Origin of the sequence: Porphyromonas sp. oral taxon 278 str. W7784 (assembly GCF_000467855.2) — a bacterium.
GTDB lineage: Bacteria > Bacteroidota > Bacteroidia > Bacteroidales > Porphyromonadaceae > Porphyromonas.
This window is the reverse complement of sequence record NZ_KI259258.1, coordinates 400,362-416,315: the sequence shown is the minus strand read 5'-3', so window position 1 is coordinate 416,315 and position 15,954 is coordinate 400,362. Positions and strand designations below refer to the sequence as shown.

Annotated in this window: 14 protein-coding genes; 4 read left to right on the top strand and 10 right to left on the bottom strand. The window is 56.3% G+C overall.

What is annotated here, in order from left to right:
- Positions 1–403 precede the first annotated feature (403 nt).
- The 6 genes from HMPREF1556_RS08330 to HMPREF1556_RS08305 all read right to left on the bottom strand — a co-directional run bounded on the left by HMPREF1556_RS08330 (position 404) and on the right by HMPREF1556_RS08305 (position 9,421).
- Positions 404–3,667 (bottom strand): S41 family peptidase, encoded by a 3,264-nt coding sequence (locus HMPREF1556_RS08330; RefSeq protein WP_021667998.1) that lies wholly within the window; start codon positions 3,665–3,667, stop codon positions 404–406.
- Positions 3,668–3,943: 276 nt separating this feature from the next.
- Positions 3,944–4,423: a biopolymer transporter ExbD gene (locus tag HMPREF1556_RS08325; RefSeq protein ID WP_021667997.1), complete on the bottom strand. Its 480-nt coding sequence runs from the start codon at positions 4,421–4,423 to the stop codon at positions 3,944–3,946.
- Between the two features lie 6 nt (positions 4,424–4,429).
- Entirely contained in the window at positions 4,430–5,044 is a 615-nt protein-coding gene (locus tag HMPREF1556_RS08320; protein WP_021667996.1) for a biopolymer transporter ExbD, read from the bottom strand.
- A gap of 37 nt (positions 5,045–5,081) precedes the next feature.
- Positions 5,082–5,558, bottom strand: a complete 477-nt coding sequence (locus tag HMPREF1556_RS08315; protein ID WP_021667995.1) for a hypothetical protein — start codon at positions 5,556–5,558, stop codon at positions 5,082–5,084.
- 29 nt (positions 5,559–5,587) lie between these two features.
- The gene (locus tag HMPREF1556_RS08310) at positions 5,588–6,439 is read right to left on the bottom strand and encodes a MotA/TolQ/ExbB proton channel family protein (RefSeq protein ID WP_044125418.1); all 852 of its coding nucleotides are present in this window, start codon (positions 6,437–6,439) and stop codon (positions 5,588–5,590) included.
- Between the two features lie 702 nt (positions 6,440–7,141).
- Positions 7,142–9,421, bottom strand: a complete 2,280-nt coding sequence (locus HMPREF1556_RS08305; protein WP_044125417.1) for a TonB-dependent receptor — start codon at positions 9,419–9,421, stop codon at positions 7,142–7,144.
- A 259-nt stretch (positions 9,422–9,680) separates the two neighbouring features.
- On the opposite strand from HMPREF1556_RS08305, the gene HMPREF1556_RS08300 reads away from it, so the two are divergent.
- Complete coding sequence (locus HMPREF1556_RS08300) at positions 9,681–10,877, top strand: hypothetical protein (RefSeq protein ID WP_021667991.1); 1,197 nt, start codon at positions 9,681–9,683, stop codon at positions 10,875–10,877.
- A gap of 111 nt (positions 10,878–10,988) precedes the next feature.
- Here HMPREF1556_RS08300 and HMPREF1556_RS08295 read toward each other — a convergent pair whose 3' ends face one another.
- From HMPREF1556_RS08295 to HMPREF1556_RS08280, 4 genes are all read right to left on the bottom strand, one after another.
- Positions 10,989–11,621: a superoxide dismutase gene (locus tag HMPREF1556_RS08295; protein WP_044125525.1), complete on the bottom strand. Its 633-nt coding sequence runs from the start codon at positions 11,619–11,621 to the stop codon at positions 10,989–10,991.
- 147 nt (positions 11,622–11,768) lie between these two features.
- Entirely contained in the window at positions 11,769–12,209 is a 441-nt protein-coding gene (locus HMPREF1556_RS08290; RefSeq protein ID WP_021667989.1) for a PepSY-like domain-containing protein, read from the bottom strand.
- Positions 12,210–12,437: 228 nt separating this feature from the next.
- The gene (locus HMPREF1556_RS08285; RefSeq protein ID WP_021667988.1) at positions 12,438–13,190 is read right to left on the bottom strand and encodes a 1-acyl-sn-glycerol-3-phosphate acyltransferase; all 753 of its coding nucleotides are present in this window, start codon (positions 13,188–13,190) and stop codon (positions 12,438–12,440) included.
- Positions 13,191–13,230: 40 nt separating this feature from the next.
- Positions 13,231–13,815 (bottom strand): non-canonical purine NTP diphosphatase, encoded by a 585-nt coding sequence (locus tag HMPREF1556_RS08280; protein WP_021667987.1) that lies wholly within the window; start codon positions 13,813–13,815, stop codon positions 13,231–13,233.
- Positions 13,816–13,907: 92 nt separating this feature from the next.
- On the opposite strand from HMPREF1556_RS08280, the gene HMPREF1556_RS08275 reads away from it, so the two are divergent.
- From HMPREF1556_RS08275 to HMPREF1556_RS08265, 3 genes are read left to right on the top strand one after another with little or no spacing between them, the layout of a single operon-like run.
- Positions 13,908–14,282, top strand: a complete 375-nt coding sequence (locus tag HMPREF1556_RS08275) for an MmcQ/YjbR family DNA-binding protein (protein WP_021667986.1) — start codon at positions 13,908–13,910, stop codon at positions 14,280–14,282.
- Between the two features lie 32 nt (positions 14,283–14,314).
- Positions 14,315–15,073, top strand: coding sequence for a biotin--[acetyl-CoA-carboxylase] ligase (locus HMPREF1556_RS08270; RefSeq protein ID WP_021667985.1), 759 nt, complete (start codon positions 14,315–14,317; stop codon positions 15,071–15,073).
- Positions 15,063–15,848, top strand: a complete 786-nt coding sequence (locus tag HMPREF1556_RS08265; protein WP_021667984.1) for an RNA methyltransferase — start codon at positions 15,063–15,065, stop codon at positions 15,846–15,848. Before HMPREF1556_RS08270 ends, HMPREF1556_RS08265 begins: the two co-directional genes overlap by 11 nt.
- Positions 15,849–15,954 lie beyond the last annotated feature (106 nt).

The following is a 15,954-nucleotide window of genomic DNA, read 5'->3' as shown; positions in this document are numbered from 1 at the left end:
AAAACCTACTGTAGGTCGTGAAGACGACCTACAGTGGGTCGCAAGTGCGACCTACCGTAGGTTTTATTTTGGGGGTATCAGAAGTCTCCATCCGAAGGGTTAGAAGTGAGGCTAAACAACGAGAGGTCTTCCCCAATGAAAGGGGCAAACGGAAGAAGGACTTCTTCCCCTCTGGAGCGCCTTGGTATCGAGCCTCAAAAATGGAACTTATTTCCCCCTTGAGTTCAGCCCTTCTTCACCCACCCAAAAACTGGACCTGAGGAAGGGGAAGGACGATGCTCTAAGGAGCCGAAGTCTACCCTTAGCTCGCACGAGAGAATAAAAAAGCTACGTCCTTCCCGAGCCGAGAGCTCAGGGAGGACGCAAGCGACTTACCCCGAAGGGTAGAGGGAGGAAGAATGACTTACTTCTTAGCCTTAGGGCCGATGGTCTTCATCATCTCTTCGACAGCACGGACGAGCTGAGCATCGTGGCCAGACTCGTAGTTGGCTGGAGTATTGTAGACCTCGATATCGGGCTGAAGGGTGCGGTTCTCCATAGCATTGCCATCGAGATCCGAGCAAGTGGTCTGGGGAACACCAAAGACGATATAAGGATTGATCTGCGACTCCCACCAGACGGCAGTCATCGTCCCTGCCACAGGCGTACCGATGACCTTACCGATGCCCAGGTGCTTATAGACCCAGGGGAAACCATGGCCGTTGCTGTAGTTCCCCTCGCTGACGAGGACACAGCTAGGCTTCGTCCACTGCATGAAGGGGTCATCTCCGATGTACTGCCCACGTGGGGTGAAGCGCTGGTAGAGCTTACCGCTGAGCAGGAAGGCGAGGTCCTCGTGGAGCCAGCCCCCACCATTGTAGCGGGTGTCGACGATCACAGCGTCATAGTTGCGGTACTTACCGAGGAGCTTCTTGTAGGCTTCACGGTAGCTGTAGCTATTCATCGCACGTACGACGACGTAGGCTACACGGCCACCACTGAGCTTCTCTACAAGCTCTTCACGCTGCTTCTCCCAGCGACGGAAGAAGAGCTCCTTCTGAGTAGACTGGCTGATGGGGCGGATAAACTCTTCGAAGCGCTTGCCCGTCTTAGGATCGTAGAAGGAGACGCTGGTGCGCTTGCCTACCTTACCGTTGAGATAGAGCTCGACGGGCTTATCCGCAGAGATCGTTTCGCCATCGACCTTCTCGATGACCATACCGGCGTGGATCTTGTCGCCGAAGTGTGAGAGAGGACCACCAGCTAGGATCTCTTCGATCTTGAGACCATCGCCCTTGTAGCTCTGATCGTAGTATGCACCGAAATATCCGGTCTGCTGTGCATAGCGAGAGGGATAGACACGAGCGCCGGTGTGCGAAGCATTGAGCTCGCCGAGGAACTCGCTGAGGAGTTCGCCGAAGTCCTCATCATTGTCGATATAGGGGAGGAACTTCTTGTAAGTATCCCGATAGTATGCCCAGTCGACACCGTGGAGATTGACGTCGTAGAACTTCTCCTTCACTAGCTGGTAAGCGTGATCTAGGATATACGCACGCTCAGCTGCAGGGCGGTGATTGAATTCCGCTGCGAAGGTGATTGGCTTGAGCGTACCGCCATCGAGCTTGTTGAGGCCATTGTGCGTCCCCACATAGATGGTCTTGCCATCCTTCCCAAGGACAATACCGCCACCGCCGACATCCGAAGAGATGATCTTCGTAGCCTGAGTAAGTAGATCCTTCTCCCAGAGATCATAGGTAGACTCATAGCGAGCGATGTAGTAGAGCTTGGAGCCATCTTCGTTGATCACCGCATCGGAGAGGGAGCCCGAAGCACGGGTCAGACGTACCGTGCGGCCATCGAGATCAGTGAAGTCGGGCTTGAAGGTCTTATCCTCTGCGGGCTTCGACTTCTCTGCCTTTGCCTTGCGACCCTTAGTGGTCTTCTTCGCTGGCTTAGCTTCATCCTTCTTCTCCGTCACAGCCGTGAGCTCCTTGCGTAGCTCACGGTCTTCCTTGGAGAGCTTGAAGTCTTCATAAGCCTCACGATCGAGGAACATCAGGTAGTAGTCACGCTCCGAACCCCAGCTCCCGTGGCTACGGTAGCCAGCACGATCCGAGGCGAAGAGGACGGCCTTGCCATCGAAGGCGAACTTAGGACTGCCCTCTGTGTAGCCACTCTGTGTGAGGTTGATCACCTCACCCGAGCCATCGGCCTTCACCAGAGCACAGTCTACGTGGTTCCAGCCACCATGCCCTAGATATTCACAAAGGATCCACTTGCCGTCTGGGCTCCAGGTGTAAGAGAAGTCCCCATCGATGTAGGAGTAATTGTACTTCTTGTCGAGTACCTGATAGTCCCGTCCCGTCTTGAGGTCGTGGACGAAGATACCCGTACGATCTCTCAGGTAGGCGACCTTAGTACCATCGGGTGAGAAGAGAGGCTGGAAGGAAGCCTCCTTATTCTTCGTCAGCTGGGTCTCCTTATGATCACGGGCATAGGTGAAGAGCGGATCATCCTTGCGGGTCAGCTCGGTCATGTAGATATTCCACCCACCATTACGCTCAGCGGCATAGACCAGCTTGCGTCCGTCGGGGCTAATATCGACATTACGCTCTTCCTCGGGTGTGTCGGTGATACGGCGTGTAGTCGTGTAGTCCGTAGCCGTGACGAAGACATCGCCATTTGCGACGAATGCTACTTCCTTGTTACTCTTAGCTACTGCGAAGGCCGAGATATTGTCTTTCAGGGTCTTGCGCACCAGCTGAGGCTCTTCGTCGTCACGGGTGATGGAGATAGCGACCTTCTGAGGAGCAGCACCAGGCGTCTGTGTGTAGATCTCCCCGTCGTAGCCATAGCAGAGCATGCCATTGGAGGCGATGGAGAGGAAGCGAACTGGATTGCGGGTGAAGGAGGTCACCTGCTCATCCTGTGCCGTAGCCGTGGCCGAAGAGCGGTGGAAGACGTTGAAGCTACCACCTCGTTCGCTCAGATAGTAGAAGCCACCCTGACGGTCCCAGACAGCATTGCGGTCTTCTCCGCCGAAGCTGGTGAGCTTAGTATGTTTGCCATCCTTGTCACGGAGCCATATATCACGGGTGACAGGCGAGACAGCATGCTTGCGCCAGACATCTTCGTAGCCCTTGACATCGGTGTAGAGCATCTGCCCACCACGGAGAGAAGGATCAAGCGTGGGGTATGTGCTATAGAGCTTGGGGCGAGCGACGGACTTCTTCAGGTCAAGCGTATAGGTCTGGACGAACCAGTCCCAGGGGAACATCCCATCCTTAATGCTAGGGATGATGTAGGACTGGAAGAGGAGTGTGTTGTCGTCGAGGAAGGCTACAGGGAGCTCCTTCTCGCTATTGTAGGTCAGGCGACGTAGACCTGAACCGTCAGCGCTGATGATATAGACGTCCTTGCTCCCCTCACGGTCGGAGGAGAAGGCGATCTGCTTGCTGTCTGGACTCCAGATAGGCGTACCATCGTAGGCCGCATTGGAGGTCAGACGGAAGGCCGTACCCCCTGAGGTGGGGACGGTGTAGATGTCTCCTCGGTAGCAGAAGGCGATGCGAGAGCCATCGGGGCTGATCTGCTGGTGACGGAGCCAGAGTGGGGCACCCTTCTCTGCCTGGGCAAGTGTACTGAGCGACAGGGCAGAGGCTAGGGCCAGAGTGAGTATTCGCTTCATAGTCGATGTGTGATGTGTATCGTAGACGGAGGTCGCCCTCTCTAAGGGAAGGTGGAGGACTAGCCGGAGACCATAAGCCACCGAAGTAGTCACTCCCGAGGGAACTCCTAGCGCACTCCTCACTGGGAAGACTAGATCGAAGGATCTCGTGAGCGATCGTGCAGGTAGAGAGAGGCGGATGAATCGGATAAAAGAAGAGAGCCCCCGAGACACACGGAGGTGCGCTAGAGGGCTCTCTACATTGGGATCTAAATACTAGGGAGAGGGGGCGGACGACTATCGGTTGTCGTTACGCTTACGTGCCGAGTAGCTTAGGTTAAGTGCGTCGGCGCGACGGAGCTCTTCCTTGATCTGAGAGATGATGTTCATCTTCGTCTCCTTGTCGGCCTTGAGTGAGACCTGCATGAGATTGCGACGAGCATCCTTGATCTTACTCTGTGCCTGCTTGATGTAGCTGTACACAGCCGTAGGATTCTGAGTGACTTGGTCGTTGAGCTGGATCGCCGAGTTCGACCCGTACATCTCACGGTATTCCTTGTTAGGCTTACCGACATAGATGAAGGTGACGAGCGACTTCTCCTCGAGCTTGGTCAGCTCGGTAGCCGTGGGCAGATCGCTGAAGCTAACCTTCGGAGTAACCTCACGGATGGTCGTGACCATCATGATGAAGAAGAGGAAGGCGAAAACCAAGTCAGGGAGGGACGACGTATTTAGCTCGGGCATCTCACGCCCACCTGATTTACTGAATTTTCCCATTGTCTTTTACTTCTTTGCAAGGTTAGAGAGAGCCATCTCAGAGATGTGCATAGGATATGCATCCGTGACGGACTTCTTCTGCGAAGGGGTCAGCGCTTCGAAAGGCTTACCGAAGGCCTGACGAGCGAAGGTATCCCATACCTCGTTGTAAGCCTTGATCAGCTCATTCTGCACATTGACGTACTGCTGGTAGCTGGTCTCTACCTCATTCTTGATGGAGATAGCGTACCCAGTAGTGACGACAGTGCGCTCACCCAGCCCTTCGATCTCACGACGCTCAAGCTCAGGCAGGAAGGGCTTATTGTTGGGGTTCATGATGAACTCGACAGCATAGTCCTTGAGCTGCTCTAGCTTTACAGGGATGAGCTGGTCTACACCAGAGGCATCCTTGCGTGAGATCACGATTTCGTCAGCTCGGTTGACCAAGAGACGCATGATATTGCGGTCATTGATCTCGATCTCCTGCTGCTTTTGTTGCTTTGGAGCCATAGGAGGCAGACGCCTCTTAAGCCCCTTATCAGTATCCATTGAAGTTGTAATCAAGAAGAAGATAAGCAACATAAAAGCGATATCGGCCGAGGACGATCCGTTGATACCTGGAGTCTTTCTTTTCGTAGCCATAATGCTTTTTGTTCTATTCGTTACTGATTACAACGTCTTACTTGCTCAGGAGTCGCTTGGACACACCGCCCCAGATCGCAGCACCGATGGTGGCGATGAAGAGGACATAGATGGAGTAGAGCCACATATCGGTGACCTTCAGCCAGCCACTCGTGTTGTAGGACTGCGAAGCTTCGTTGAGGCCCTTGATAGGCTCACCGTCGCCGATAGCGTAGGTGATACCGAGGAGGACTACGAAGGCTACGAGGCTACCGATCGAGAGCATTGCCCGGCGAGAGTTCGTCTGGAAGGCCGATACGATATTACGTAGAGCGAAGTAGATCGTCGCCACGATCGTGACGAGGAAGAGGAAATAGGTCCAGTAAAGTAAGATACCCGTGAACGCATAGTCCTTATTGCCCTTAGCGTCGAGCTCAGCCCCTCCGGCGAAGAAGAGGATGAAGATCAGTACGCTGACGACTGTGAGGACTAATAAAGTCGTGCTGGATACCTTACGTATCTTTGTTACAGCCATGTCTTTATTATTGTACTACAGGGTAAGGATTACTTGTTCTTCTTGACGTCGTACTTGACGATGAAGTCAAGCAGCGTGATGGAGGCATCTTCCATGCGGTTGAGGATACCTTCGACGAGAGAGAGGATATAGTTATAGAAGACCTGAAGGATCAGAGCTACGATAAGACCACCGATGGTCGTGATCAGAGCGACCTTCATACCACCAGCGACGACCGTTGGGCTGATATCCCCTACCTTTTCGATGTTGTCGAATGCCTGGACCATCCCTACGACCGTACCAAGGAACCCGAGCGAAGGAGCCATAGCGATGAAGAGCGAGATCCAAGAGAGGTTCTTTTCGAGGAGACCACCCTGTACACCACCATAGGAGACGACAGACTTCTCTGCGATGTCGATACCCTGGTCAGCACGGAGCAGAGCCTGATAGGCGATAGATGCAATCGGACCACGTGTGTTGCGAGCGATTTCCTTAGCCTTCTCTACGTTGCCTTCGTTGACGAGAGCTGCTTCGATGTCACGGAGGAGCTTGTCAGGGTTGACGTTAGCGAGGTTGAGGTAGATGATACGCTCTAGGCAGATAGCCAGACCGAGGATGAGGGCGATGGCGATGGTAGCCATGAAGTCAGCACCCCCTTCGATGAACTTAGTCTTCAGCTCCTGGTGGAAGCTGGTTTCAGCGGCAGCTTCTTCACCGGCTACTTGCTCATCGCTAGCGACGTCGGCAGCGACGGCAGATGAGTCAGCGGCTTGAGCAGCAGCTGAATCAACCTGTTCGGTAGCAGGGGCAGCAGTGCTATCTGCATTCTGAGCCTGGGCTACATTAGCCATGCCTACTGAGAGGAGACCCACGCAAGCAGCGATTGCGAATAACTTTTTCATGTCGAATAGTTTTTGTGAGTTAGTAAGTTTTATTTGTTTCGTTTCTTCTCGTTCCTTCATTATATCCAGGCTTGTCGGGGGCTCAGCCTGAGGGGAGCACTACCCTACCGTGGGGCGAAGTGTGAGCTGAGCGCTCATCTTCACCGAGCCTAGTGGCGTCCTACAGCGGGCGAGTCCCTTGGGGGAGGTCAGCTAGTAGAGGATAAGGCCTTTCGGCATCAAAAATACAGCTTTTCCAACCGAAAAACAAAATCGCGTCTCTAGTAAAAGCTCTGTGAGCGACCTCGGACGGGCATCCCTCACCCCCATGATCCATCCTCATCTGCCCTCAGTCGATCTATCCGAGCCTCCGAGCTCGGGGAGCATACGCCCGAGGCGGGCTTTGATAGGATAACGCACCGACACCCCTATACCAAGATACTCGGAGTCGATCATCCCCCCTACTAGTACCCCATGCATGGGTCGAAAGAGGGACCCATTCATGCCTCACCCGACCGACCCATTCATGGGGTACTTCGGGGAGGCATGAATGGGGTACTCTGAAGTGCCAAAAGGGGGAGGCGTACATCATGATGGGAGAGCACTGAGGGGAAGCATAGAGAGCAAGAGAAAAGCGGTGACCGGACTCTCCCGAGGGCAGTCACCGCACGACTTAGGGTTTCGCAGTCGTGTTCTCTGGGTTGCTCTGACGCTCGGAGCCCGCTAGATCCTCACAGAGAGGTCAAGGCCGAGCGTACGAGGTGCTGAGGTCTGATAGAGTCGCCCCAGGGGAGAGGCCGCCTGGAAGACGATGTAGGAGTTGTCAAGGAGGTTCGCACCCCACACCGCTAGCGTATAGCGTCGGTAGCTAGCACCTAGGCGAGCTCGGAGGGTGGACTGTAGGGGCTCCTTAGCCGAATTATCTTCACGCCAGTAGACCTCACCGATACCTGAGCTCTCTACCTCACCGAGGAGTCTCCAGTCCCGAGCGATAGGCTCGTGGAGGGAGAGCATCACGCTGTAGGTATGGCGGGGGATGAAGGGGACGAAGTTGCCCCGAGGAGCCGTCTTCACGTCCTCAGTGAAGCGAGCGTCGGTGAGGCTATAGCTGAGATGTGCTCGGAGCGAAGACCAGAGACTCTTCGAGGCTGTAAGTTCGAGCCCCAGCGTACGAGAGGCACCGGCGTTGCCCACCATACGGCCTGCCCCCGAGGCGACGAAGCGTGTCAGCTGGAGGTCCCGTACCTGCATCAGGTAGGCCGAGGCAGAGAGATCCAGCCCGAGGTGTGGCTGTGAGTAGCGCATCCCTAGCTCATAGCTCCAGCTGTGCTCGGGCTTGTAGGTCGTGTGCGAAGGGATGGTAGCGGGATCGAAGCCTCCTTTATGAGAGATGCTTGCTTGTAGATCCTGCTGCTGCGCCGTCGAGACTAGATCGGAGAAAGACTGCTCATTGAAGCCCCCCGTCTTCAGTCCTCGGGTGATGGTAGCATAGGCGTGTAGTCGCTCCGTGGGGCGCCAGGAGACAGAGAGCTTGGGGATCAGATGCCAGTAGCCGACGGACTGTGTCCCCTCGAGATGGGCGGGCTTCGCTACACCCAGCGGGCGGTTCGTACCCGAGATACCGACCCCGAGTTCATAGCCCTTGGAGAGATAGCTGATCGCATGGTGCTCGTAGTCCAGACGTAGACCGCCTGTGATCGTCCATGCAGGAGAGAGGTGGAGAGCGCTCTCATGATAGAGAGCCACACCCCAGTCGGGCATGCGGAAGCTATTGAGGTTGGACTTGTCCGAGCGAGTAGGATCGATATAGACGAGGTCAGGCATACCAGGGGCACGACGCTTGAGAGCCTTGAGTCCAGAGTTGATGATGGTACTCAGCCCTTCGTAGGAGAAGTGGACAGGCGCCTCTGAGCGCTTAGCATCGTAGTAGCCGAAGAGGCCGACACTCCAGTCGTAGCCCGTAGAGCCCGCTGGCTGGATATTCTTCAGGATGAACTCCTGGGTCAGTCCATGCTCACGGAGCTGCTGGGTGACATGGAAGAGCGACTGAGGGAGTGCATCCATATCCATGCGTGTACGATCATAGAGGTATTGGTAGCTCGTAGCCGACTGGAGCTGTACGCTCGCCCACTTGTAGCTCACGAGGTAGCGGAGGGTAGCGGTATGACGCTCATAGGACTCGGGGGCATCAGCTGCCAGAGGCAGGGCCTGCTTGGTCGCAGGGTCATCGGTGCGATAGGGGAAGCCTCCTTGGCTCACATAGTCCCCTGAGAAGCTCAGAGCCATCTCCAGCTGGGACGAAGGGCGGTACTCCAGCTTCACGAAGCCCCCCAGCATCCGGAGGCTATCCTGATAGGCTCGGCGAGTCTCATTGTAGAAGTAGCCCCTGCGGGTCGTCCCTGAGAGGCCGTAGCTCAGCCCGAACTTAGAGGAGAGGTGTACACCCTGCTCCACCGAGGCACGCAGGAGCTGGTGACTGCCGACGGTCACACGAGCTTCTCCCCCGGGATGATCAAAGGCCGAACGGGTATAATAGTTGATGATCCCCGACATGGCATTACGCCCGTAGAGCGTACCCTGAGGTCCACGCAGGACTTCGACACCCGAGATCCCCGGGAGGTCGAAGTTGAAGCCCGACTTATTGAGCACAGGTACGCCGTCGACGTAGAGTCCGATGGTCTGCCCCGCACTACGGGCGCCACTCCCACGGAGGTAGATCGCTGCACTGCGCTTCGAACCATAGTCAGGGACGAAGAGACTTGGCACTCGACTGGTGAGATCGGTGACACTCTGCACGCGATACTGAGCTAGGTCACGCCCCGTGAGCCAGGTTAACGAGGAGGGCTGCCCTATAGAGGGTGCCGTGGGGCGCTGTGGGACGTAGGAGCGGATGACGACTTGGTCGATCTCCGTAGTGCGAAGGCTATCTGTCTCTTCGGCTATGAGGAGCGAAGGAAGGGCTAGAGAAGCCAAGACCATCAAAGAGGGTAAGCGAAGGGTCATATCGTAGGATAGAATATTATAATGGTTCTAGTCGAAACTCCTCTTGGTGAGAGGAGCTGACCTTGTATTTCTGGTGGGGCAAAGTTAAATGCCCCACAAGCCTTCCTCCATAAAAAGCCCTTTCATCGGGAGAAATCCCCCGATAATAGACCGGACACGCCATATCCACCCCTCGAGGTAGTACACATCTGCCCTACCTCGCGAGAGTCAAGCGATATGCTCTATCTTTGCTCTACGAACTGATCGATAATAGACCGATATGACTCTCCTCAGATGGAGCTTCCTCTTCCTAGCTCTCAGCTCCACCCTCTTCCACCTCTCGGCACAGACCTACTACCGAGGGGAGCGGACCTCCGTCACCCAGCCCTCCACGACTCAAGACGTCTTAGCCCTACGCCTCTCGGCCGAAGGCTTCTTCCGCAATGACGAATATGCTTCGGACCTCGTCGCCGACTATACCCTCCCCGGCTACCGCCTGCAGGTGGATCTCGGCTACAGCCCGAAGACGGAGCTACCTATCGAGCTTCGTCTCGGCCTCTACCACCAATATTATTGGGGAGCCTCCCGCTACCCTGCAGCGCTAGCCTACCAAGACCTCCCCTACTGGCGTGGGGATGGGAAGGACTATACCCGCTTTCGTGTCCTGCCCTTCTTCCGTGCCTCCATCCAGCCCGTGCGGGGGCTAGCTATCCTCCTAGGGCATCTCGAGGGAGGAGCCAGGCACGAGCTTATCGCCCCGCTCTACAGCCCCGAACTCAACCTCACCGCTGACCCCGAGACGGGTCTACAGATACGCTACGAGGGGAAGCACACCCAGCTCGACACGTGGGTCGACTGGCAGAGCTTCATCTTCAAGGGCGACACCCATCCCGAGGCCTTCGTCTTCGGTCTTCATGCCCGACAGGCCTTCCCCCTCTCCTCCCGCTCCCAGCTCGAGCTACAGCTCCAGGCGCTGGCACATCACCGAGGGGGCGTGCTCAATGAGCGAGCAGACACCGTGCACACATGGCTCAACTCTGCCCTCGGCCTTGCCTACGAGCATCACTTCCTGCTCAGAGAGCGCCCGCTGACCCTTCGCTCTGCCGTCTACGGCGCTCTCTATAGCCAGCGAGGCGAGCACTACCCTCTAGACAAGGGCTGGGGGATCTATGCCGAGACCAGCCTCCGATACAGGCGCTGGCGCACAGAGCTTGGCTACTGGTATGGCTCGGACTTCGTCAGCGTCCTCGGCACGCCCTTCGTGCAGAGCCTCGGGCGGGCAGGACGCACAGCTGTCCACAGCCATCATCCACGCTACCTCTCCTGGAGCGCAAGCTACAGCATCATCGAGAGGGAGCACTATACCCTCGGGCTCTCAGGGGGAGTCTGGGTGCACCCCCATTCGACGCACAGCAACAGCTCCTATATCGAGGCTTACCTCAGCATATCCCCCTACTTCGGGCTCATCAAGCGGTAGCGATACTTCGCCACGATAGAGCTTCACTCAAGCCAAAAATAGCGGAGGCTACCCCTTGGTATTGGGGTAGCCTCCGCTCTGTAGTAAGGAGAAAGAGGGTGGAGTCGATGCCTAGAGCTTCACGCCCTCGGCACGCTCCATGTAGCGACGCCCTACGATCTCCCAGTCGATGATCTTCCAGACCTCACGAAGGTGATCGGCACGGCGATTCTCATAATCAAGGTAGTAGGCATGCTCCCAGATATCGATACCGAGGATGGGGATAAGCCCACTTGTCACAGGCGAACCAGCATTAGTATTCTTGCTGATGGAGAGTCGTCCGTCCTTGTCTGTAGCTAGCCAGACCCAGCCCGAGCCAAAGATCTCGTTCCCCGCCTTCTCAAAGGCCGCCTGGAAGTCAGCGAAGCTCTTGTAGCTCCTCTCGATCGCCTCACGGAGTGCTCCCGTAGGCTCAGAGGTCATCCCTTCAGCGTAGGGCTTGAACTGTGCGAAGTAGATCGTATGGTTGAGGAGCTGACCGGCATTGTCAAAGACCGTCCCTGAGGAAGTCTGGACAAGACGTACTAGGTCACGCTCCTTGATCCCTTGATCACGGACGAGCTTGTTGAGCTTATTTGCATAGCCGACGAGGTGCTTCCCATAGTGGAGCTCCACCGTGCGCTTGCTGATGACAGGTGCCAGAGCATCGGTCGCATAGGGGAGCGCCATGAGCTGGAAGGCGGGAGCCTCCTTAGCTTCGCCCATGGGGGCTTGTACGGCTACGGCTTCTTTCTTAGTGGTCTTCTTTTGGGCTGAGAGCGTACCCAGCGAGAGCGCTCCTACGAGGAGGAGGGCTAGAGGACGAATCTGCATGTGCATGGATTGATTATGAGTTAATAATTAAAGAATGAATTAGTCGTCGTAACGAACCAGCTGTAGGCGAGCGTTGAAGTACGCCTCGATGCCCGAGCTCAGCTCTACCTTGTAGCCACGTCCCTTGCGCTCGATCTGCACGATGGCGTCTCCTGCATGGCTAGCCTGAAGCGTCTTAGTGATCTGAGCAGGGATGAAGGCGGTAGGGATAGCCGTATGCTTGCCATCGACTTCCTTCCACCCACCTCGTGCGTCGAACTCGATCTCCGTACCATCGGAGAAGGTGAGGTCGTAGGTTGTCCCTGAGAACTCACGATCTTCCTTCACGAGGGACACGGTGCGTCCGGCGAAGTACTTCGTGACGAAGAGCTGGGCAGCCTTAGGGAGTTGGTTCAGCTGGATGATGCGATCGCTCCCTGCATGTAGGCTAATGACAGCGAAGGAGAGGAGAGCGAGGGTAAAAGCCAGGATTCTCTTCATAGAGTATAGTTATTAAATGGTGAATGGTGGTAATATACCATCCATTAAACGCTAGACTTAGGGAAAAGGTTGCGGACCTACTCATAGATACCTACGATTTGCCCCCGCCCTTACGCCACAGAGAGCGTAGGAGCGGGGGCAAATAATAAGGAGTAAGGAAGGTGAATCGCTAACCTCAGCTAGGGGCTAAACCCTGTAGTCTGGAGGGTAGCGGGTGGAGCTTGCCTCTTACTTCGACTCGGGGAGAGCTGAGGCGATCACCTGCTGCGCAAGACGTGCCGAGGCAGGGATATGAGCAGGTGGCTCAGCCTGCTCACTCATGTGGAAGGCAGGGTGGATGGTCAGCGTGACTCGCCCTGGGTGAGGGAGGTAGGTACCACGAGGGAGGATCGAGAAGGCTCCATCGATCGTCACCGGTAGGATAGGGACGTCGAGCTCGGATGCGATGACGAAGGCTCCCTTCTTGAAGCGGGTCATCCGCCCATTCTCTGTACGGCTTCCTTCGGGGAAGATGAAGATCGAGTTACCCGTAGCGAGCACCTTCTTAGCATCCTGTATCGTCTGGGCGATCGAGGAGACCTTAGTCTCGTCGACGAAGATGAAGTGCGCCGCCTCACAGGCCTTACCTACCATCGGGATGCTACGGAGCTCTTGCTTCATCACCCACTTGAAGGGAATACCTATATAGGCATTAAGCACGAAGATATCGTAGGCGCTCTGATGATTGGCTACGACGACACAGGGAGCGTCTGTGCTGGGGAGATGCTCCCGGCCTCGTACCGTCACACGACAGAGCGAGACGGCCAGACAGCACCACGACCAGGCCTTGGTCGTCTTGCTGATGAATGAGGCAGGAAGACCCACATAGCTAGCGATGATCACCACGACACAGCAGAGGATGGTAGCTAGCACAAAGAGGGGCCCTCCTATGAGGATGAAGTAGGTGAGGTAGAGGAGGCGAGCCGGAGTAAGGGACTTCATGGACTAAGGGTAAGATACGAAGGAAATATGGAGCTAGGTACTAAGGGAGCGCTTGCAGATAGCGGACGAGCTTCTGTACAGCCCGACCACGGTGGCTCATGCTGTTTTTCTCCTGCTCGGTGAGCTGAGCGAACGTCTCCTCCCGACCCTCGGGACGGAAGATGGGGTCATAGCCGAAGCCGTGGTCCCCCGAGCGCTCTAGGGTAATCTCCCCATCGACACTTCCCTCGAAAAAGTGGGTCCCGTATTCGTCTATGAGGGCGATCACCGTGCGGAAGCGTGCTCGGCGAGGTGCAGCGACTCCCGAGAGGCGCTCTAAGAGAAGGCTGACATTATCCTCGAAGGAGGCATGCTCCCCAGCGAAGCGTGCTGAGTAAACGCCAGGAGCACCACCGAGGGCTTCCACCTCGAGTCCCGTATCGTCGGCGAAGCAATAGAGGCCGTAGTGCTCCCACACATAGCGAGCCTTGATCAGGGCATTGCCCTCTAGGGTATCAGCAGTCTCGGGGATCTCGTCATGGCACTGGAGGTCAGAGAGGCTAATGATCTCTATGCGGTCTCCTAGGATAGCCCGTATCTCGGAGAGCTTATGAGCATTATTGCTCGCAAACACAAGTTTTTTCATACATTTGTTACATAAGCACGGGCCTTAGGGACACCTATCCCCTCTGGTTAAAGGCCTTATGCGAAGCAAAATTAAGGATAATCAGCGTATCTATGGACATCGAGCAGTTCCGAGACTTCTGCCTTTCGCTCCCTCACTCCAGCGAGTCCATGCCCTTCGGAGAGGACCTGGTCGTCTTCAAGGTCGTCGATCGTATCTTTGCTATCCTCTCTCTGGATGAGGGCGAGCCCAGAGTCTCGCTGAAGTGCTCTCCCGACCGAGTCGAAGAGCTAAGAGCTCGGTACGATGCGGTCACGCCAGGCTATCACCTCAATAAGAAGTACTGGAACACGGTTTACCTCGATCGTGACCTCCCACTACCCCTCCTCAGGCAACTCATCCGCCACTCGTGGAACGAAGCCTCGGCCAAGCTCACCAAGCGGGTACGCACCAGCCTTGCACTCCTCCCTCTTGAGGAGGCAGACTAAGCCACTACGAATTCTCCCCTATTACCTTACTCATGGACACTTCACTCCTCGAATTCATTGATCAGGTAGAGAGTACTAATACCTACCTGATGCAGCAGATCGCCTCTGGGCGCACCCTACCTCAGCTACACACGGTCGTCTGTCGCCAGCAGACAGCGGGCCGAGGCATGCGTGGCAATACCTGGACATCACGCCCAGGAGACAGCCTCACCTTCTCCCTTCTCCTCCGCTCCGAGCACTTGCTAGGCAAGCAGCAGTTCGCTGTCTCCGAGCTCGCAGCATGGTCGGTGATGCGCACCTTCGCCTACTACATGACCGACGAGCAGAAGACTAAGCTCACCGTCAAGTGGCCTAATGATATCTTCTACGAGGACCGTAAGCTCTCCGGTATCCTCATCGAGCATAGTCTGACGGGGCAGCAGATAGACTACTCCGTCATCGGTATCGGGATGAACATCAATGACGAAGCGTTCCCCCCCGAGCTACCCCTAGCGGTCTCCCTCCGCATGATCACAGGTCGCAATCTCGAACCTATGGAGGTACTCATCCGCCTGCATACGGAGCTCTCCGCCCTCCTACCTGACTTCCTCCTCGGGCGCTACCAAGAGGTACACCGCCACTACATGAAGCATCTCTACCGCCGGGAAGGCTTCCATCTCTTCACCGACGTCGATGGGCAGTTCCGTGCTCAGATCAAGGATGTGACCGCCGAGGGACGACTGGTCCTACAGCGGGAGGATGCTTGGGAGCGTGCCTATGCCTTCAAGGAAGTGCGCTTCGATGCTGAGTAAGAGCGAGCTCAAGGACATACGTAGCCTCCATGAGGCGAAGGGCCGAAGCGCCCAGCGACGCTTCGTCGCTGAGGGGATCAAGCTCACAGGGGAGATGCTAGGAGCCTTCCCCTGTGAGCTTCTCCTTGTCGGCGAGGCAGTAGCTCCGGGGGTGAAGGAGCAACTCCAGAGGCTCCCCGAGGGTGACCGCCCTCGACGCCTAGAGATCGTCCCCGAGAGCTTCGACTGGAGCCGTGTCAGTTCGCTACGCCAGCCTCAGCCCCTCTTAGGTGTCTTCATCCTCCCCGAAGAAGTAGCGACCCTCCCCACACCCACCTCTGGTCTCTCTCTCTTACTAGACCGGGTGCAAGATCCTGGGAACTTAGGTACGATCATACGCACAGCGGATTGGTTTGGGGTAGAGAACATCTACCTCGCTCCCGGCACTGCGGATCCCTTCGCTCCGAAGGTCGTACAAGCTACAATGGGAGCGCTTGGAAGAGTCCGTCTCCACCGCCTCAAGGATAGCATCGCCTTCCTGCGCTCCTTCGACGGCGCCCGCATAGGTACCTTCCTCGGAGGAGAAGACCTCTATCAGGCGGACTTCTCTCAGGGAGACCGTCCCACCCTCATCATCATGGGCAACGAAGGCCAAGGCATCCATCCCGACCTCGAGCCCTTCATCGACCGACGTCTCACCATCCCGCCCTACCCGCTGGAGCAAGCGCACACCGAGTCGCTCAACGTCGCTATCGCCACGGCACTTATCCTCGGAGAGCTACGCCGTCGGCACTAGCCACTAAGGCAGAGGAGCCAGGCTACCGATAGCCCTCTACCCCGTACAGCCATCCCCCCTCGAGACGCTATACTCGAGAGGGGATGGCTGTATTCATAGCGGGAAG